This window comes from Streptomyces sp. NPDC000941 (assembly GCF_053599555.1).
Genome location: NZ_JBSFMM010000095.1, coordinates 11,885 through 30,264, shown reverse-complemented (window position 1 = coordinate 30,264; position 18,380 = coordinate 11,885). Strand labels below are relative to the sequence as shown.

At 72.6% G+C, this 18,380-nt stretch carries 14 protein-coding genes; 5 read left to right on the top strand and 9 right to left on the bottom strand.

The window, feature by feature from the left end:
• Positions 1–68 precede the first annotated feature (68 nt).
• The gene (locus ACWDSL_RS28025; RefSeq protein ID WP_450489962.1) at positions 69–917 is read left to right on the top strand and encodes an enoyl-CoA hydratase/isomerase family protein; all 849 of its coding nucleotides are present in this window, start codon (positions 69–71) and stop codon (positions 915–917) included.
• Between the two features lie 89 nt (positions 918–1,006).
• Entirely contained in the window at positions 1,007–1,672 is a 666-nt protein-coding gene (locus ACWDSL_RS28020; protein ID WP_450489960.1) for a flavin reductase family protein, read from the top strand.
• Positions 1,673–1,693: 21 nt separating this feature from the next.
• Here the strand turns inward: ACWDSL_RS28020 and ACWDSL_RS28015 are convergent, their stop codons facing one another.
• Positions 1,694–3,067 carry an MFS transporter gene (locus tag ACWDSL_RS28015; RefSeq protein WP_450489958.1) on the bottom strand — a complete coding sequence of 458 codons (1,374 nt, stop codon included), beginning with the start codon at positions 3,065–3,067 and terminating at the stop codon, positions 1,694–1,696.
• A gap of 52 nt (positions 3,068–3,119) precedes the next feature.
• On the opposite strand from ACWDSL_RS28015, the gene ACWDSL_RS28010 reads away from it, so the two are divergent.
• Complete coding sequence (locus tag ACWDSL_RS28010; RefSeq protein WP_450489956.1) at positions 3,120–4,190, top strand: GlxA family transcriptional regulator; 1,071 nt, start codon at positions 3,120–3,122, stop codon at positions 4,188–4,190.
• A 20-nt stretch (positions 4,191–4,210) separates the two neighbouring features.
• Here the strand turns inward: ACWDSL_RS28010 and ACWDSL_RS28005 are convergent, their stop codons facing one another.
• The 4 genes from ACWDSL_RS28005 to ACWDSL_RS27990 all read right to left on the bottom strand — a co-directional run bounded on the left by ACWDSL_RS28005 (position 4,211) and on the right by ACWDSL_RS27990 (position 9,082).
• Positions 4,211–5,260, bottom strand: a complete 1,050-nt coding sequence (locus ACWDSL_RS28005) for a Zn-dependent alcohol dehydrogenase (protein ID WP_450489954.1) — start codon at positions 5,258–5,260, stop codon at positions 4,211–4,213.
• Positions 5,261–5,299: 39 nt separating this feature from the next.
• Positions 5,300–6,838, bottom strand: coding sequence for an aldehyde dehydrogenase family protein (locus ACWDSL_RS28000; protein ID WP_450489952.1), 1,539 nt, complete (start codon positions 6,836–6,838; stop codon positions 5,300–5,302).
• Entirely contained in the window at positions 6,835–8,094 is a 1,260-nt protein-coding gene (locus tag ACWDSL_RS27995) for an acyl-CoA dehydrogenase family protein (protein ID WP_450489950.1), read from the bottom strand. Before ACWDSL_RS27995 ends, ACWDSL_RS28000 begins: the two co-directional genes overlap by 4 nt.
• Before the next feature lie 76 nt (positions 8,095–8,170).
• Positions 8,171–9,082: an SDR family oxidoreductase gene (locus ACWDSL_RS27990; protein ID WP_450489948.1), complete on the bottom strand. Its 912-nt coding sequence runs from the start codon at positions 9,080–9,082 to the stop codon at positions 8,171–8,173.
• A gap of 111 nt (positions 9,083–9,193) precedes the next feature.
• Between ACWDSL_RS27990 and ACWDSL_RS27985 the strand changes: the two genes are divergently transcribed.
• Positions 9,194–10,120 carry a cyclase family protein gene (locus ACWDSL_RS27985; RefSeq protein WP_450489946.1) on the top strand — a complete coding sequence of 309 codons (927 nt, stop codon included), beginning with the start codon at positions 9,194–9,196 and terminating at the stop codon, positions 10,118–10,120.
• Positions 10,121–10,432: 312 nt separating this feature from the next.
• Here ACWDSL_RS27985 and ACWDSL_RS27980 read toward each other — a convergent pair whose 3' ends face one another.
• The 3 genes from ACWDSL_RS27980 to ACWDSL_RS27970 all read right to left on the bottom strand — a co-directional run bounded on the left by ACWDSL_RS27980 (position 10,433) and on the right by ACWDSL_RS27970 (position 13,740).
• The gene (locus tag ACWDSL_RS27980; protein ID WP_450489944.1) at positions 10,433–10,996 is read right to left on the bottom strand and encodes an ATP-binding protein; all 564 of its coding nucleotides are present in this window, start codon (positions 10,994–10,996) and stop codon (positions 10,433–10,435) included.
• Positions 10,997–11,506: 510 nt separating this feature from the next.
• On the bottom strand, positions 11,507–12,568 hold the full coding sequence (locus tag ACWDSL_RS27975) for an acyl-CoA dehydrogenase family protein (protein ID WP_450489986.1): 1,062 nt from the start codon (positions 12,566–12,568) through the stop codon (positions 11,507–11,509).
• Between the two features lie 8 nt (positions 12,569–12,576).
• Positions 12,577–13,740 carry an acyl-CoA dehydrogenase family protein gene (locus tag ACWDSL_RS27970; RefSeq protein WP_450489942.1) on the bottom strand — a complete coding sequence of 388 codons (1,164 nt, stop codon included), beginning with the start codon at positions 13,738–13,740 and terminating at the stop codon, positions 12,577–12,579.
• 136 nt (positions 13,741–13,876) lie between these two features.
• On the opposite strand from ACWDSL_RS27970, the gene ACWDSL_RS27965 reads away from it, so the two are divergent.
• Complete coding sequence (locus ACWDSL_RS27965) at positions 13,877–15,475, top strand: class I adenylate-forming enzyme family protein (RefSeq protein ID WP_450489940.1); 1,599 nt, start codon at positions 13,877–13,879, stop codon at positions 15,473–15,475.
• Positions 15,476–15,496: 21 nt separating this feature from the next.
• Here ACWDSL_RS27965 and ACWDSL_RS27960 read toward each other — a convergent pair whose 3' ends face one another.
• Positions 15,497–18,379, bottom strand: coding sequence for a protein kinase (locus ACWDSL_RS27960; protein ID WP_450489938.1), 2,883 nt, complete (start codon positions 18,377–18,379; stop codon positions 15,497–15,499).
• Position 18,380 lies beyond the last annotated feature (1 nt).

The window sequence follows — 18,380 nt, the reverse complement described above, 5'->3', positions numbered from 1 at the left end:
CCCGAACCGTTGCCGCCGCCTCGACACCACCCGCCCCGGCCACGGCCCCAGCCCAAGGGAATTCCCCCATGACTTCCTCCCCCGAAGAATCACCTGAATCCGTTGTACGGCACGCCACTGACAACGGCGTGGCGTGGATCACCCTCGACCGCCCAGCCGCGATGAACGCCATCACCCCTGACCAGCGCGAACGCCTGATTTCGCTGCTCGACGACGCCTCCGCCGACCCGGCGGTCGGGGCCGTGGTGATCACCGCCACCGGCAAGGGCTTCTGCGCCGGGGCCGACCTGCGCGGCGGTGCCCGCACGGGCGCCGCCGGGAGCGCCAGCGGCAGCGCCGACGGGGACGAACGGGTCGCCGGCGATGTGGCCCGGCTGATCCGGCGCGGGGCGCAGCGGCTCATCGCCGCCGTGCTGGACTGCGAGAAGCCGGTCATCGCCGCCGTGAACGGGACCGCGGCCGGGCTCGGCGCCCATCTCGCCTTCGCCTGCGATCTGGTGATCGCCGCCGAGTCGGCCAGGTTCATCGAGGTCTTCGTCCGCCGCGGGCTGGTCCCCGACGGCGGCGGCGCCTATCTCCTCCCACGCCTGATCGGCCCGCAGCGGGCGAAGGAGCTGCTGTTCTTCGGCGATTCGCTGTCCGCCGCCGAGGCCGAGCGGATCGGCCTGGTCAACCGGGTCGTCCCGGACGGCGAGCTGGCCAAGACCGCCCGCGAGTGGGCCGAGCGCTTGGCCGCCGGCCCGACTCGCGCCATCGCCCTCACCAAGCAGCTGGTGAACGGCTCGCTGGAGGCCGATCGCGCGGCCGCGTTCGCCGCCGAGGCAGCGGCCCAGGAGATCAACATGACCACGGCGGACGCGCAGGAAGGCGTCCGCGCCTTCGCCGAGCGCCGCGCCCCCGAGTACCGGGGCCGCTGACTCCCGGGCCGCCGAAGGGAGCGGAGGGTCCGGGACTTCCCATCTGACGCAGCATCAGATTCAATGGAATCATGATGGGACACGCCGGGATGGCAGCTACCGCGGTCCGCTATCTGCGCTCGGTCGGCTCGCCGACCGCCGCCAAGCGCCGCGACAATCCTCTGCCGCAGGGGGCCTCGGCGCCGCACCGGCCCGGCCGCCCCGCCCTGCGCGCCGTACGCGCGGACGAGCGTCTTCCGCTGGACCCGGCGGAGTTCCGGCGGGTGCTCGGCCACTTCGCGAGCGGCGTCACGGTCATCGCGGCGGTGGACGAGGAGGGCCCGGCCGGGTTCGCCTGCCAGTCCTTCTCCTCCCTCTCCCTCGACCCGCCGCTGATCGCCTTCATGGTCGCCCGTACGTCCACGACCTGGCCGCGCATCGCCCGCGCCGGGGCCTTCTGCGTCAACATCCTGGGGGCGGACCAGGGCGAGCTGTGCCGGGGCTTCGCGGTGAGCGCATCCCGGCGACCGGACAAGTTCGCCGGCGTCCGGCACCAGCCGGCCCCGGTGACCGGCTCACCGCGGCTCGCGGACGTCCCCGCGTGGATCGACTGCACGGTCCACGCCGTGCACACCGGCGGCGACCACCTGGTGGTCGTTGGCCGCGTCCGCGCCCTCGGCACGGACGACCTCACCGCCCGCTCGGGCCCTCTCCTCTTCCACCGCGGCGAGTTCACCACCCTGGCACCACAAGGCCAGGACGGGGCTCAGCAGTAGGCGCTGTCCGGGCGACGGGACCTAGGCGATGCGCGGGACCTCCTCCCGCTCCCGCCGGATGACCAGGGCCATCAGCGCGGCCACCGCGCACAGCGCGCCCGCGCTGTACCAGACCATGTCGTACGACCCGAAGGTGTCCCGCGCCACGCCTCCGACGAAGGCGATCACCCCCGCGCCCACCTGGTGCGAGGCCAGCACCCATCCGAAGACGATCGCGCTGTCCTCGCCGTAGTGCTCACGGCACAGAGCGATGGTGGGCGGCACGGTCGCGACCCAGTCGAGCCCGTAGAAGACGATGAAGAAGAGCATCGGGGGATGCACGGAGTCCGACAGGAGCATCGGCAGAAACATCAGCGAGAGCCCACGCAGCGCGTAGTAGACGGCGAGCAGCCGCCGCGCGTCGAACCGGTCGGTGAACCAACCGGAGGCCACCGTGCCCACGATGTCGAAGATCCCGATGACCGCGAGCAGACCGGCGGCGGCCGTCACGGGCATGCCATGGTCGTGCGCGGCGGGCACGAAGTGCGTCTTGACCAGGCCGTTGGTGGAGGCGCCACAGATCGCGAAGGTCCCGGCCAGCAGCCAGAACGGGCCGGTGCGCGCGGCCGAGAGCAGCGCGGTGATCGCCCGGCGGGCCGCGCCGCGCTGCGGTGCGGGCTTGGGCGCGGGCGGCCCCTCGGCCCCGTACGCGGCCACCCCCACATCGGCCGGGTGGTCGCGCAGCAGCAGCCAGACGAAGGGGACTACGGCGAACGCGACGACCGCCACCGTGACCGCGGCCGGGCGCCAGTGGTGGTACTCCACGATCCACGACAGGGCGGGCAGGAACACCAGCTGCCCGGACGCGCCTCCCGCCGTGAGAATGCCGGTGACCAGGCCGCGCCGCTCGACGAACCACCGATTGGTGACCGTCGCGGCGAAGGCCAGCGCCATCGAGCCGCTGCCGAGGCCCACGAGGACGCCCCAGCACAGGACGAGCTGCCAGGCTTCGGTCATGAAGACCGTGAGCCCGGCCCCTACGGCGATCACCGTCAGCGCGCAGGCGACGACCTTACGGATGCCGAAGCGATCCATAAGGGCGGCGGCGAACGGCGCGGTGAGCCCATAGAGGGCGAGATTCACGGACACCGCGAACCCGATCAGCCCCCGCGACCAGCCGAATTCCTCGTGCAGGGGGTCGATCAGCAGACCGGGGAGCGAGGCGAAGCCGGCCGCGCCGACGATCGTCACAAAGGTGACGGCGGCGACCCACCACGCACGGTGAATCCTCGGCCGCCGCCGGGCGGGAAGGGGTTGCTCGTCCTGACCTGGAGTCCCTGGGAGTTCGGTTGCCTGCGTCACCTGACCAGCATCAACGCTGCGTTCGGCCCGTACGAGTGGCCCGAGGGACAGCATTCGTTAGGATCGGGCCACGAGATATGCGTTGGAGGCCCGTATGCCCTCATCCATGGACGCCGACAGCCGGCACCGGATCGCCGTGCTGGTCCTGCCCGGTGTGATCCCCTTCGAGCTGGGCATCCCCTTCAGGATCTTCGGCGGGGCCCGCTCCGCGGAGGGCGAGCGCTTCTACAAGGTGTTCAGCTGCACTCCTGAGCCCGGCGAGGTATCGACGGACGCCGACTTCCCGATCGTCGTCGAACGCGGCCCCGAGGCGCTGGCCGAAGCCGACACCATCGTCGTACCCACCAGCTACGAGATGGGGCAGGTCTATAGGGAGGGCACACTTCCGCCGGCGCTCGCCGCCGCCCTGCTCCACGCCCGGCCCGGCGTCCGCTGGATGTCCATCTGCACCGGCAGCTATGTGCTCGCGGCCGCCGGGCTGCTCGACGGCCGCCCCGCCACCACCCACTGGCGGAGCTCCGCCCACTTCCAGACCCTCTTCCCCTCCATCGCGGTCGACCCGGACGTGCTCTTCGTGGACGACGGCGATGTGCTCACCTCGGCGGGCGTCGCCTCGGGCATCGACCTGTGTCTGCACGTCGTGCGGCGCGATCACGGCGCGGCCGTCGCCAACGAGGTCGCGCGGCGCAGCCTGGTGCCGCCGTACCGCGACGGCGGCCAGGCGCAGTACATCGAACGCCCGCTCCCCGAACCGCAGCAGGCGACCACGACGGCGGCGCGCGCCTGGGCGCTGAGCCGCCTGGAACGCCCGATCTCGCTCCGCGAGTGGGCCGACCAGGAGTCGATGAGCGTACGGACCTTCACCCGCCGCTTCCGCGAGGAGGTCGGTGTCAGCCCCGGGCAGTGGCTCGTACAGCAGCGCGTGGAACGGGCCAGGCATCTGCTGGAAGGCACCGATCTGTCGGTGGACCAGGTGGCGCGGGACGCGGGCTTCGGCACGGCCGCGTCGATGCGGCAGCACCTGCAGACGGCGCTCGGCGTCTCGCCCACGGCCTACCGGCGCACCTTCCGTGCCACGGCCGTCGGTGCCACGGCTGTCGGTGCCACGGCTGTCGGTGCCACGGCTGTCGGTGCCACGGCCGTGGGTGCCCTGGCCGACGCCTTCGGCAGCAGGTAGTCCCAGGGACGCCTCGCTGATCAGAAGGTGAGCACGGCCCGCGCCACCCGGCCTGCCCGCGCGTCGTCGGTGGCCTTGGGGAAGTCCTCGACGGGATAGGTCTGGGTGACCAGTTCGTCCAGCAGCAGCCGGCCCTGGCGGTAGAGGTCCGCGTACAGGGCGATATCGCGCTGCGGCCGGGCCGAGCCGTAGCGGCAGCCCAGGATGGCCTTGTCCAGATACATGGAGGAGACCAGGAAGGAGGCTTCGGCGTCGGCGGGCGGCACGCCGAGCAGCACCGCCTGGCCGTGCCGGTCGAGCAGGTCCACGGCCTCCCGGATGAGCCGGGTGCTGCCGACGCACTCGAAGGCGTGGTCGGCGCCGGACGGCAGGATCTCCCGGGCTGCGGCCGTCGAGGCGACGAAGTGCGTGGCGCCGAACTGCCTGGCCAGCGGCTCCTTTGCGGGGTTGGAATCCACGGCGACGATCGGCCCGGCCCCGGCGATCCGGGCGCCCTGCAGCACATTGAGCCCGATTCCGCCGGTGCCGATGACGACGACCGACTCGCCGCGGTCGACCCGGGCGCGGTTGAGCACGGCGCCGACGCCGGTGAGGACGCCGCAGCCGATGAGGGCGGCCGAGGTGAGGGGGATGTCCTCGGGAATCCTGACCGCCTGCACGGCCTTGACCAGCGTGCGCTCGGCGAAGGCGGAGTTCGAGGCGAAGTTGTACAGCGGCTGCCCGGCGCGGCTGAACGGCTTGCCCGGCCTGCCGATCGCCTTGCGGCACATGGTGGGGCGGCCACGGCCGCAGTCGGCGCAGGTCCCGCAGTTGGCGATGGTGGTCAGGGCGACATGGTCGCCGGGCGCGACATGTGTGACGCCGGCGCCGACCTCCACCACCGTGCCCGCGCCCTCGTGGCCGAGCACGACCGGGACGGGGAAGGGGATGGTGCCGTCGAGAACGGACAGATCGCTGTGGCACAGGCCCGCGGCGGCGACGCCGACCAGCACCTCACCGGGGCCTGGCGCCCGGATCTCCAGGTCGTCGACCACGCGCGGTTCGGTGCCGTCGAAGATGACGCCTCTCATCACCACTTCACCACTCTCTTTTCCTGGCCAGGACCACTTTCAGGAAGCCCAGACCACCGACTGGAGTTCGCTGTACGCGTGCAGGCCGAACGAGCCGCCGTCGCGGCCCACCCCGCTGTGCTTGAAGCCGCCGAACGGCGTCTCCGGGTGGCGCTGGGCGGTGTTGATGCCGACGTTGCCGCTGCGCAGGCGGGCGGCGAGGGCCCAGGCGCGGCCCGCGTCGGCGCTGAAGACGTAGTCGTACAGGCCGTACGGCGTGGAGCAGGCGATACGGACGGCCTCGTCCTCGTCGTCGAAGGGAAGGGCGACGACGACCGGGCCGAAGATCTCCTCCTGCGCGACGGTCATATCGGGACCCGCGTCGGCGATCAGGGTCGGGGCGACGTAGAAGCCGGGCTCGACCGCGGGGCGTTCGCCGCCCACCACGATCCGGGCGCCCTGGTCACGGGCCCCGGCGAGGTACGACTCGACGCGGTCGCGCTGGGCCGCGGAGATCAACGGGCCGACGATCGTGGAGTTATCCACAGGGTCCCCGACGATCAGTGACTTCGCATACCGTGTGAGTGCGGCGATGACCTTCTCGTACAGCGATCGATGGACGAGCACACGGGTCGGCGCCGTGCAGATCTGCCCGCTGTGGAAAGACCAGGTCGAACCGACCGCCCCGACCGCCGACTTGATCACGGACTCGTCGGCGTCCCCAAGGACGATGGCCGCGCCCTTGCCCCCCAGCTCCATCAGGGTGCGCTTCATCGAGTGGCCTGCGGACTCGGCGATCCTCTTTCCCACGGCGGTGGAGCCGGTGAAGCTGACCATGTCGACGCCCGGGTGCGCCACAAGCGCCTCGCCAGCGGCCGCGCCCGATCCGGTGACGACATTGAAGACACCGTCCGGGAGCCCGGCCTCCTTCAGCAGGGGGCCGAGTTCCAAACAGCACAGAGGGTCCTGCGGGGCCGGTTTGGCGACGACCGTATTACCCATCGCCAGGGCTGGGGCGACCTTGCCCGCGAGGTTGGCGAGGGGGAAGTTGTAGGAGGTGATACAGCCCACGACACCCACGGGGCGGCGGACGGCGGCCGCGCCGACGAGCCCGCCGGGGGCGAGGAGCGAGGCGGCAACGGGCAGGGGCGCGAGCGGGACCGTGTCCGGCTCGACGGCGCCTCGCGCATACCGGCGGAAGCGGTCGGCGGCCGGGGGCACCTGCATGGCCTTGGCGACGCGCATCGTCGCGCCCGTCTCGGCCTGGGCCAGCGGGATCAGCTCCCGGGCGTGCTCGGCGATCAGGGTGGCGGCGCGGTCGAGCACAGCGGCGCGCTCATGGGGGGCGGTGCGCGCCCACCCCTCATAAGCGTCCTGTGCCGCGCTCACGGCGGCGTCGACGTCGGCCACGTCGGCCTCCGGGGCATGGCCGACGATCTGCTCGGTGGCGGGATTGACGACCGGATAGTGCCCCTGCCCTGGCCGCCGCCGACCGCCGCCGATCCAATGCCCGTACGCCGTCTGCCGGCCCACCCTCTGCCCGTCCGCCTTCTGCCCGTCCGCCTTCTGCCCGTCTGCCGTCGGCTCGTCGGTCTTCATCCGCGTGATTCCTTAGGGAGGTTGAGAACGCGCTCGGCGATGATGTTCCGCTGGATCTCGTCCGAGCCGCCGTAGATCGTGTCGGCCCGAGAGAAGAGGAAGAGGCGCTGCCCGTCGTCGAGTTCGTACGGCCGCTCGGCGGTCCACCGCTCGGGGCCGAGCGCGGCCGCGGCGCCGCGTATCCGCACGGCCAGTTCGCCCAGCCGCTGGTGCCAGCCGCCCCACAGCAGCTTGGCGACGCTGGGCGCGCCGGGGCCCGATGCCTCGCCCAGGGTCCGCAGCGCGTTCCAGCGCATGGCCTTCAGCTCGGCCCACTGCTCGACAAGCCGGTCGCGCAGTACGGGGTCGTCGGCGGCGCCCGTGCGCAGCGCCAGCCGGACGACCCGGTCGAGCTCCTGGGCGAAGCCGATCTGCTGGGCGAGGGTGGAGACGCCGCGCTCCACGGCGAGCAGGCCCATGGCCACGCGCCAGCCCTGGCCGGCGCCGCCGACGAGGTGTTCCGCGCGCGCCACCGCGCCGTCGAAGAAGACCTCGTTGAACTCGGCGTCGCCGGTCAGCTGGCGGATCGGGCGCACTTCGACCCGTCCGGGCTGGTCCATCGGTACGAGAAGAAAGGAGAGACCATGATGGCGTTGTGAGCCGTCCTCGGTGCGCGCCAGAACAAAGCACCAGTCGGCTTCCTGGGCGAGGGAGGTCCAGATCTTCTGCCCGGTGACGCGGTACGTGCCGTCGCCCGGGTCGCGGACGGCGCGGGTCCGCACCCCGGCGAGGTCCGATCCGGCCTCGGGCTCGCTGTAGCCCTGGCACCACAGCTCCTCGCCGCGGGCGATGGGGGGCAGAAAGCGGGCGCGCTGGGTGTCATCGCCGTAGGCGAGCAGGGTCGGGGCGAGGAGGTTTTCGCCGATGTGGCCGAGCCGGGCGGGGGCCCCGGCGCGGGCGTACTCCTCGGCCCAGACGACCTGCTGGGTGAGGGTGGCGGGCTGGTTGCCGTAGGTGCCGTGCGTACAGTCCCAGCCGAGCCCGATCCAGCCGCCGGCGCCGAGTTCCCGCTCCCAGGCGCGGTGCGCGTCCGCCGCTGCCGGTGGGCCGTCGTGGCCGGCGCCGGGCTGCGCCTGCGACGGCGACTGGGGCTGTGGTTCCGGCTGTGGCTGTGGCCGCCCGGCGAGTTGGGACAGTGCGTCGGCGACGTGTTCGTCGAGCCAGTCGCGGGCTCGGGTGCGAAAGCGTTCGTCCTCCGGTCCGAAAGCGAAGTCCACGGCTTCTCCCGTCTACCGTCTACCGCCCCGCTCCCCCGGCCGCCGCTGGGCGGTGGCCCCGCCCAGCGGGTGCGGGTCACGCGTTGGGGCGTTGGCCCTTGGCCGCCGCCTTGGCCATGGCGTCGAGCTGAGCGAGCATCGGCATGGGGTCGGTGCCGACCGTGCCCGGGAGGAAGTCGGCGATCTTCTCCGGGGTCCAGGCGCCTTCCGTGTATCCCGCGCGCAGTTCCCGCGGCTGGGCCCAGACCGCGATCTTGGGGCCCGCGATCGTATAGACCTGTCCGGTGATCTTCTCGTCCCGGGCCCGTTCGCTCAGCAGATAGACCACCAGCGCCGCCACGTCCTCCGGCTCGCCGATCTCCTTGAGCTCCATGGGCACATTGGCGGACATCCGCGTCCGGGCGACCGGTGCGACGCAGTTGGCGGTCACCCCGTACTTGTGGAGGCCGAGTGCGGCGCTGCGTACCAGGGAGATGATCCCGCCTTTCGCGGAGGCGTAGTTGGCCTGCGCGACGCTCCCCTGGTGGTTGCCGCTGGTGAAGCCGATCAGGGTGCCGGAGCCCTGCTTGCGCATCACCGCGGAGGCCGCCCGGAAGACGGTGAAGGTGCCCTTGAGATGGGTGGCGACGACCGGGTCCCACTCCTCCTCGGTCATGTTGAAGAGCATCCGCTCGCGCAGGATCCCGGCGACGCAGACCACGCCGTCGAGCCGCCCGTAGTGTTCCAGCGCCGTGTCCACGATCCGCTGTCCGCCCGCCATGGTCGAGACGTCGTCGGCGACAGCCACCGCCGCTCCGCTCGCCGCCTCGATCTCCTTGACCACCGCCTCGGCGACTTCGCTGCTGGGTTCGCCGCCCTCGATCGACACTCCGTAGTCATTGACGACGACCTGGGCTCCTTCAGCCGCGCAGGCCAGTGCCACGGCTCGGCCGATGCCCCGCCCGGCCCCGGTGACGGCGACCACTTTGCCGCCCAAGAAGTTGCCCACGTCGCTTCCCCTCCCGGAGTTTCTGACGGTCCGTTAGATTTTTGAGCAGACGCGGCCCGAGTACAACCCCCCGAGCGGAATCCCGCCCGGAAGCCGAACCGAGGAGGCTCCATGACTCTGCCGCCCGAATTCCACGACATCGCCAAGCGCATCAACAACTGGGGCCGCTGGGGGGAGGCGGACGAGATCGGGACGCTCAATCTGATCACCGACGAGGTGGTCAGGGGCGCCGCGGCGACCATACGGAGCGGCCGCCGCATCCCGCTCGCGGTCCCGCTCCAACAGGACGGGGTGCAGACCGGTGTGATCCCGGGCCGGGTCAATCCGCTGCACACCATGATCGCCGTCAATCTGGAGATATTCGGCCCGGACACCGTGGCCACCAGCGACGACGCCGTGACGATGGGACTGCAGTCGGGCACCCACTGGGACGGGCTGACCCATGTCTCGCACTCGGGCCGGATCTACAACGGCCGCCCCGCCGACTCCGTCACCCCTCATGGCCGCGCCACTTTCAGCGGCATCGACAAGGCGCGGCATATCGTCTCGCGCGGCGTGCTCCTCGATGTCGCCCGCACCCACGGACTCGACCGGCTCCCCGAGGGGCATGCCGTCACACCCGAAGACCTGGACGCCGCCGAGGCGCTGGCGAAGACCACCGTCCGCCCCGGCGATATCGCGCTGGTGCGCACCGGTCAGATCCAGCGCTATCTCGCGGGCGAGAAGGAGGCTTACGCCTTCCCCTCACCCGGCCTGTCCCTCCGTACCCCCGAGTGGTTCCACGCCCGGGACGTGGCCGCGGTGGCCAACGACACCCTCACCTTCGAGATCTTTCCCCCGGAGATAGAGAACCTGTGGATGCCGGTCCACGCCCTCGATCTCGTGGAGATGGGTATGCAGCAGGGCCAGAACTGGAATCTGGAGGAGTTGGGGCAGGCCTGCGCCGAGGAGGGGCGCTACACGTTTCTGCTGTCGGCCACACCCGAGCCGTTCGTCGGCGGCGTGGGGAGCCCCGTCGCGCCCGTGGCGATTCTGTGACCCGTGGTGATTTTGTGACCCGTGGCGTCTCGTGACGCGCCGCGGTTCCGTGACGCGCGGCCCACGGGGGCGCGGCCCCGCCATACAGCGGGGCGAGGGGCGGGTCTGTCGGGCGGCGGTGCGCTCATGCACACCCCGAGCACGGCACGGCACACCGCCACCCGGCTCCGGCGCCGATGCCCTGTCACGCGCCGGGCAGCGACCCGCACTCGCCAAGGAACCGCGCCGTAAGCACACGGCCCACAGGAATCACAGAGCCCTCGGCGTCCCCTCGCAACGAATCGCTGATCCTAGAGTGATCAAGCCACCACATCACGTCAACACCTGGTCTGGACTTTGTCGACTACACCCGATTTGTGATGGCGCATGAGAACCCGCATGCCCCGTCAGGACCGGTTCTTCATGACTTCCGTACCCCTCATGACCCCCACGGGCGCCCCGGTCCACCTCGCACCAGATGCGCTTGCCCGCGCCCTCCGGATGCCAGCCCCAGCGGTCCGCCAAGCCGTCGACCAGTTCAAGACCTCGCCCGTTGGTGGCCTCTTCGCCCGCGCACCGCCGCCGCGGCGCCCGGCCGCTGGCGTCGGCGACCTCGACCCGGACCGTACCCGAGCCCGGCCCCCACCCCCCGCGGCCGCCCGCACCGGGCCCGCCGACGTCGCCCTGCGCCGGGAAGAGCATGCGCAGCACCGCCGGACAGCCCGTGTGCACCACGGCGTTGGTCACCAGCTCCGAAATCAGCAGGATCAGGGTCTCGGCAAGCGGCTCGTCCACCCCTATCCCGGACCCGGCGAGCCGCGAGCGCGCCCATCGGCGGGCGCGGCTCACCTCCGCGGGGTCGGGCCGGACCTCCATCTGCATCTGAAGCACCTGCACCGCTCACACCATCCGAACCGGCGGACACATCGCCTCGTACCTCCAAGAGGTCACGGAACGTGACTCTCCCCCAGCTACCGCTGGGAGGTGCCCCCTCCCAGCGACGGCTGAGAGGTACCCCCTTGCGAGACAGCATGGTTGACGTACAGTCACCCCAACAAGCGCTTCGGTCATATTCCAGCGCCAAGGAGTATGCGTGCGGCATACTGTGCGACGCGCGCCGTTGGGAGTCGAACACCGGGGCGCAGAGCCTGCGCACCCCGCGCGAGCGGGGCACATTGGCGTGCCCGGAGTCGCCCCATGGGCCACGCCGGGATAGTTGCACCCCAAAACCGTTCGCACGCAACGGAGAGTACCCGAGCATGGGCCCGACTCCCCCCTGCGACGAGTCACACCTAGGAAACAACCCGGTATCAACGCTCGGTCACCTCGAAGACTCTGGGGATTCCCCCAGGAATCGCGACACCTGAACAATTCAGGCGTATCCACGAAGTCGGGTCACAAACCTCATCAGCCGGCGAGCAGCCCGGCCGCGAGCTCCTCCTCGGCCTCGGCCGCCGTCTGCCACTGCTCGGCCCTCACCCAGGCCCGCTTGAGGTGCAGATGGACATCGGCCTCCCAGGTGAAGCCCATCCCGCCATGGATCTGCAGACAGTCCCGCGCGTTACGGACGGCGGCCTCGTCGGCAAGCAGCTTGGCGGCCGCCACTTCACCCGCGTCTTCGGTGACAGCGGCGGCGTAAACCACACTTCTGGCTGTTTCCGCGCGCACCAGCATCCCGGCGCACAGATGCTGTACGGCCTGGAAGGCGCCGATCGCCCGGCCGAACTGGGAGCGCTCCTGGGCATGGCGTACGGCCAGCTCGACCGTACGGGCCGCGCTGCCCAGTTGCAGGGCGGCGGTCAGCAGCACCGCCTCCCGTCTGAGCCGGGCCGCGGAGCGGCGCCCGGCCGGGCCTGCGGCCGACCACCATTCCCCCCGGCCCGGACCGCTGCCACGGTCCAGCCGGTGCAGTGGCGTCGCCGGGTCCACGGACCGTATCGGCCGTGCGGAGCGCGCGAGTCCGGCCGCGGACCGCACGCCGATCCCCCCGTCACCCCCGTCACTGTCGCCGCCCCCGCCGCCCTCGCCGCCGTCACCGTCACCCCCGTCGCCCCCGCCTCCACCGCCCTTGTCGTCACCGATCACCAACACGGCATCGGCCGACGCCAAGTGCTCGACCAGCGACCCCGCCGCGTCCAGCGCCGTGACCACGGCCCGGCCCTCGGCCGCGCCCGCCACCACCCCGGCCGCCAGATGCGTCGCGACCAGGGGCCCGGGCAGCAGCGCCCGGCCCGCCTCCTCGAAGACCAGCACCGCCTCGGGCAGGCCGAGCCCCACCCCGCCGTCCGCCTCCGCCAGCCGCAGCGCGAAGAACCCGGCCCCGCCCAGCTCCCGCCACAGCGCCCGGTCCACCGCGGGCGCGCCGGCGTCCACCACCGCCCGCAGCCGCTCCCGCGGAAACCGCCCCTCCAGCAGTTCGCGGACCCCCGCCCGCAGAGCACGCTGGTCGTCCGTGAGCCGGAAGTCCACGGGCCCGCTCACCGTCCCTTCGGCAGGCCGAGGATGCGCTCGGCGACGATGTTGTGCTGGATCTGGGAGGTGCCCGCCGCGATGGTGTACGAGAGCGAGGACAGCCGGTCCGCGACCCATGCGTGGTCGGCGTCCAGCGCCCCCGCGCCCAGCACTTCGGCGGCCGCGTCGTACAGCTCCTGACGGACATGCGAATAGCGCAGTTTGAAGACCGAGCCGCCGGTGCCCGGCACCCCGCCGGTGCGCTGCGTCTCGCTCACGTTCCACTGGGTGAGCCGCCACAGCGCGGCGAACTCGGCCGCGAGCCGCCCCAGCCTGCGGCGCAGCACCGGGTCGTCCCAGCGCCCGTTGGCCTTCGCCTCGCGCGCCAGGGCCTCAAGCACCCGGCGGCAGGCCACGACCTCGCCCACGAACGCCGTGCCGCGCTCGAAGGAGAGGGTCACCATGGTCACGCGCCAGCCGTCGTTCTCCGCCCCGATCCGGTGGGCGACCGGCACCCGCACCTCGTCCAGGAACACCTCGGCGAACTCCGCGGTCCCGGCGAGGGTGCGCAGCGGCCGTACGGTGACCCCCGGCGCGTCCATCGGCATCGCCAGCCAGGAGATCCCCTGGTGCTTGGGGGCCTCGTCGCTGACAGGTGCGGTGCGGACCAGGAGTTCGCACCAGTCGGCGACCTCGGCGTGCGAGGTCCAGATCTTGCTGCCGGTGATGACGTACGAGTCACCGTCCCGCACCGCCCTGGTGCGCAGCGAGGCCAGGTCGGATCCGGCCTCCGGCTCCGAGAAGCCCTGGCACCAGACCTCGTCCCCGCGCAGGATCGGCGGCAGCCAGCGCGCCCGTTGCGCCGCGTCGCCCTCGGCGGCGATGGTGGGGCCCGCGTGCAGCAGACCGACGAAGTTGGCGCCCACATAGGGCGCCCCGGCCCGTTCGGTCTCCTCCAGGAAGATCAGGTGCTGGGTGGGGGTCGCCCCCTGGCCGCCGGCGTCTTTCGGCCAGTGCAGCCCGGCGTACCCCGCGTCGTACAGCGCGCGCTGCCAGCCGCAGTCGTAGGCGCGGCGGCCGGGCCAGTCGGCGGGGTCCGGGGGATCCGGCAGCTTGGGCAGGACGTCGGCGAGCCAGGCGCGCAGCCGCCGCCGGAAGTCCTCCTCCGCCTCCGTGTACTCGAGGTCCATCCGCGTCCCCTCGCAGACGTAAATCTGACGCTACGTCAGATAAATCACAAGGCTAGCCCCGCAGACTCTGGACCGACAAGGCGCCGAGCTCTACGCTTCCCGCACAATCTGACTAGGCGTCAGTTGGAGGTCCCGCATGACCGACACCGCCCAGGAATTCGGCACCGCGCATCAGCTCGGCACCTCGGCGACGCTGTGGGAGCTGGTCGAACGGCGCGCCGCACTCACCCCCGACGACCCCGCCCTGCTGCAGGCCGCCGCCTCCGCCCGCGACGACCGGCGGATGACCTTCCGCGCCCTGCGCGCCCGCGCGGAGCGCACCGCGGCCGGGCTTTACGGAATGGGGGTACGCCCCGGCAGCCGCGTCGCCTGGCAACTGCCCACCCGTATCGAAACGGCCGTCCTGACCATGGCCCTGGCCCGGCTGGGCGCCGTGCAGACCCCGCTCATCCCCTTCTACCGCGACCGGGAGGTCGACTTCGCGCTGCGCGCCTCCGGCGCCCGCTTCCTCGCCGTCCCCGGTCGCTGGCGCGGCTTCGACCACACCGCGATGGCCCACCGCCTCGCCGCGCGACTGCCCGATCCGCCCCTGGTCTTCGAGGCGTACGACACCCTCCCCGAGGCCGATCCGGACGCCGTGCCGCTGCCCCCGCCGCCCGCCGACGGGACCGCCGTCCGCTGGATCTACTGGACCTCCGGCACCACCTCGGAGCCCAAGGGCGTTCTGCACACCGACCGCAGCCTGATCGCCGCCGGGGCCTGCCTGGGCCATGCGCTGCGGCTGCGTCCGGACGACGTCGGCTCCATGGCCTTTCCGTACGCCCATGTGGCCGGGCCCGACTACACGGTGATGCTGCTGATGTACGGCTTCCCCGCCGTGCTGCTCGAGCACTTCGCGCTGCCCGCCTCGCTCGCCGCGTACCGGCGGCACAAGGTCACGGTCGCGGGCGGCAGCACCGCCTTCTACTCGATGTTCCTGGCCGAACAGCGCAAAGACCCCGGCCACAAGCTCATCCCCACCCTGCGGCTGCTGGCCGGCGGCGGCGCCCCCAAACCGCCCGAGCTGTACTACGAGGTCGTCCGCGAACTGGGCTGCCAGCTCACCCACGGCTACGGCATGACCGAAGTCCCCATGATCACCATGGGCGCGCCGGACGACACCCAGCACCACCTCGCGACCACCGAAGGGCGGCCGCCGGCGGACATGGAAGTCCGCATCGTGGACCGGGACGGAAAATCGCTGCCCTCAGGGACCGACGGCGACGTGCGGTTGCGCGGCGAGGCCGTCTGCGCCGGGTATCTGGACGAGGCCCAGACCCGCGAGGCGTTCGACGCCGACGGCTTCCTCATCACCGGCGACCTCGGGCATCTCACCGCGGAGGGACATCTCGTCCTCACCGGCCGCTCCAAGGACGTCATCATCCGTAAGGGCGAGAACATCTCCGCAAAAGAGGTCGAGCAACTGCTCTACGAGCACCCCGACGTCGGCGATGTGGCCGTGATCGGGCTGCCGGACGCGGTCCGCGGCGAGCTGGTGTGCGCGGTGGTCGAACAGCCCGCCGGACGGCCCGCCGGCACGGAACCGCTCACCCTTGAGGCCGCGATCGCGTATTTGCGCGCCCAAGGGCTGTCCGTGCACAAGCTGCCCGAAAGGCTCGAAATAGTCGACGCGCTGCCGCGCAACGACACGCTCCGCAAGGTGCTCAAGTACAAGCTGCGGGAGCGGTTCGCCTAAGGCTCCGGCCGTGCGGCGGGATCAGCCGGACGTGCTGTACGTCGCCGTCGCCTGCTCGAAGTAGCGGGCGACCGCGCGGCGCTCGTCGGCCGGGCCGATCACCAGGACGACGTGGTACCGGCCGTCGATGAGCATCACCAGATTGCGGGCGTACACATTGCGGCCGCTGCTGTCCCGCCAGCTGAACTCCCCCTCGGCCATCGCCGTCTGCCCCACGTCGATCCGCCGCAACCCGGAGGACGAGGCCCAGGAGGAGGAGCGGAAGGCCGCCAGCTCGGGCTCCTTGTTCTGCTGGTAGGCCATGGGGTCGGAGCCGAGCTCGGACTCCTTGTCCCGCCCCGCCACCACGACCAGTTCGAAGTCGCCGCCGATATAACGGATCTGGCCGCGGGAGTTCTCGCCGCGCCGGGTCCAGCTCTCGTGCACGGCGACCTTGAACCCCTTGGGGTCCTTGCGCACCGCGAAGCCCTTCGCCAGGCCCGCGGGCGGCGTCGACTGCGCCTGCTGATCGTCCGGCGCGGACGTGCCCGAACCCTCGCCGCCCCCGCTCGAACTCTGCGGATCGTGCGGCGACGGCTCCCGCGAGGCGGTCGGCGCATCGCTCTGCGCGCCCGCCGTGCCCGTACGGCCCTGGCTTTTCTCCTCGTCGGCCCGCGGCATGAACATCATCGCGTACAGCACCGCCGCCGCCAGAACCAGCAGTATCAGCGCCAGCAACACCCGGCCCAGCCTGCGCGGACGGCGCTCACCCGGCTCTTTGCCCCGCTTGTGCCGCCCGTGCGCGGCGACGACCGGCGCGCCGCCCCCGCGGCCCCTGCGCACCAGCCAGCCACGGCGGCGCACAATGGGCAGCCGCCGGGGGTCGGACGGGCCGCCCGGCCCTATCGACGGCACCGTGACCGTGCTGCTGCCGACATCCGGCTCCGGCGCCGAGCGGATCAGCGACCGCAGCCAGCCGCGCAGCTCCTCGAAGTCCGGGCGCTCGGTGGGGTCCTGGCGCATCAGCGACTCGACGACGGGGCGCAGCGGACCGCACTCCTCCGCGTACGCGGGCGCCTCGGAGCACACCAGCTGCACCAGCTCGGCGGCGCTCTCCTCGGGGTACGGGGCATGCCCCTGTACGGCGCGGTAGAGCAGCACGCCCACCGCCCACAGGTCGGCGGCCGGGCCGACGGGAGGCGCCAGCCGCCAGTTCTCGTGGACCGGAACCGCCTGCTCGGGCGCCCACCGCTCGGTGACGGCCCCCACCACGACGATCCGCGCCTGCCGCGCGCGCTCGGCGGCCAGCGCGGTCGCGGGCCCGCGCCGCGCGCCATGGGCGGCCGCGGCGTCGTCGTCCCATGAGCCCGCCTTGGGGACCCCGTTCGGGGCGGCCGGCCGGCCCGGGTCGATGTACAGCGCGCGGGTCGCGTGCGGGTGCCGGTCGGCCTGAGTGCCCAGGTCGGTCTGCCGGTTTGGGTCGGCATACGGGGCTGGGACCGCCGAGCGGTTCGGGTCCGCGTCGGCGTACGGGGCCGGGGCCTTGACGGGGCCCGGGGCGGTGCCGTTGGCGTGGGGGGCGGGGCGCAGGGCGCCTTCCGCCTGCTCGGCGGCGGGCCCGTTCGGGACGTCGGTCGCGCCGGGTCGCGCGCTACGGGGCGCGGAGCCCTCGACGTTCGCCCGCGCGGCGGCGCGGGCGCCCGCCGCGTAGGCGGCGATCGCGCTGGCTCGTGCGGCGCGCTCGGCGGCGCCCTGCGGGTCGCCGGGCGCCGGGGCGGACGGGCGGCCGTCGGAGGCCGGTTCGCCCCGCCGCGCTCCCGGTACGCCCGGCCCGGCACCGTGCGTGCTGTGCGGGGCGCTCAGGCCGTTCTGGTCGTCCGGGGCGTCCGGCCGCCCGCCGTCGATGCGCTCGGCGGGGCGCCATTCCGAGCCCGGGGGCAGCCTCAACCCGAGGGCCGGGCCGGGCTGTTCGAGCGCACCGCGCTGCCCTGGGAGCCCGCCGGCCGGACCGCCCTGCGGCCCGGGGCGCGGCCCGCGCTCGCCCGGCGCCGTACCCGGATCACGCGGCGTGGGAAAGCCGCCCGCCGCGCCCTGGTCGCGGTACAGCGGCTGCGTCCGGTGGACGGCAGGACCCCCGCCAGGGGGCAGAACGCCGCCCGCCGCGGAACGCCCCTCGACCGCCGGGCCCCCGGCCTCGCCGCCGCCGTCGAAGTCGGAGTCGCCGTCGGAGTCAGCCTGTTCCGCTGGGGCGGAACGCCCGCCCTGCTCAGCCCCGTCGGCCGGACCGGCCGACGGCCGGGGCACCGGGTCGTACCCGCACAGCGCCTCTTCCGCGGCGCCCGCCGCCAGCCCGGTGAGCATGGCGCGGCCGTCGTCGCAGACGAGGACGGTCCGGGCGGTGATGTTGCGGTGGATCCAGCCATCGGCGTGCAGGGCGCGCAGCGCGGTGAGGATGTCGTGGGCGAGCTCGGCGGCGCGGTACGGGGACAGCGTCCGCTCCGCGAGCAGCGCGGCCAGCGGGCGGCCGGCGACCAGTTCGCTGACGATCCACAGGCTCCCGGCCTCCACGAAGACATGGAAGACCTGGTCGAGCCGCGGATGGTCGGGCACCTGCGCGGCCGCCGTCGCGGCCTCGATGGCGCGGCGCACCGCCGGGTCGCCGCCGGCGCGGGCGCCGCGGCCCATCCCGTTCGTACGCCCTGAAGCCCCCGAGTACCCCGAAGCCCCAGGCCCGCCCGCCCCGTAGCGCCCGTCGTCGCCGACGACCTCCGCCTCGACGGTCTCCGGCAGCGGTATCTGCCTGAGGTGGACTTCCTGCCCGCTGTAGGTGTCGAAGGCGCGGGTCTCGACGAGTTCGTACTCATCGGCCGGGGGCAGGGGCAGGCGATAGCGGTCGGCGAGAACCCGACCCGCGTATTCGTCCACG

What these genes read in the sequence shown, in the direction of transcription:
- ACWDSL_RS28005 (WP_450489954.1), bottom strand. Translation starts at nt 5,260, where the DNA reads ATGAGAGGCGTCATCTTCGACGGCACCGAACCGCGCGTGGTCGACGAC.
- ACWDSL_RS28000 (WP_450489952.1), bottom strand. Translation starts at nt 6,838, where the DNA reads ATGAAGACCGACGAGCCGACGGCAGACGGGCAGAAGGCGGACGGGCAG.
- ACWDSL_RS27970 (WP_450489942.1), bottom strand. Translation starts at nt 13,740, where the DNA reads ATGGACCTCGAGTACACGGAGGCGGAGGAGGACTTCCGGCGGCGGCTG.
- ACWDSL_RS28010 (WP_450489956.1), top strand. Translation starts at nt 3,120, where the DNA reads ATGGACGCCGACAGCCGGCACCGGATCGCCGTGCTGGTCCTGCCCGGT.
- ACWDSL_RS28025 (WP_450489962.1), top strand. Translation starts at nt 69, where the DNA reads ATGACTTCCTCCCCCGAAGAATCACCTGAATCCGTTGTACGGCACGCC.
- ACWDSL_RS27965 (WP_450489940.1), top strand. Translation starts at nt 13,877, where the DNA reads ATGACCGACACCGCCCAGGAATTCGGCACCGCGCATCAGCTCGGCACC.
- ACWDSL_RS27985 (WP_450489946.1), top strand. Translation starts at nt 9,194, where the DNA reads ATGACTCTGCCGCCCGAATTCCACGACATCGCCAAGCGCATCAACAAC.
- ACWDSL_RS28020 (WP_450489960.1), top strand. Translation starts at nt 1,007, where the DNA reads ATGGCAGCTACCGCGGTCCGCTATCTGCGCTCGGTCGGCTCGCCGACC.
- ACWDSL_RS28015 (WP_450489958.1), bottom strand. Translation starts at nt 3,067, where the DNA reads ATGCTGTCCCTCGGGCCACTCGTACGGGCCGAACGCAGCGTTGATGCT.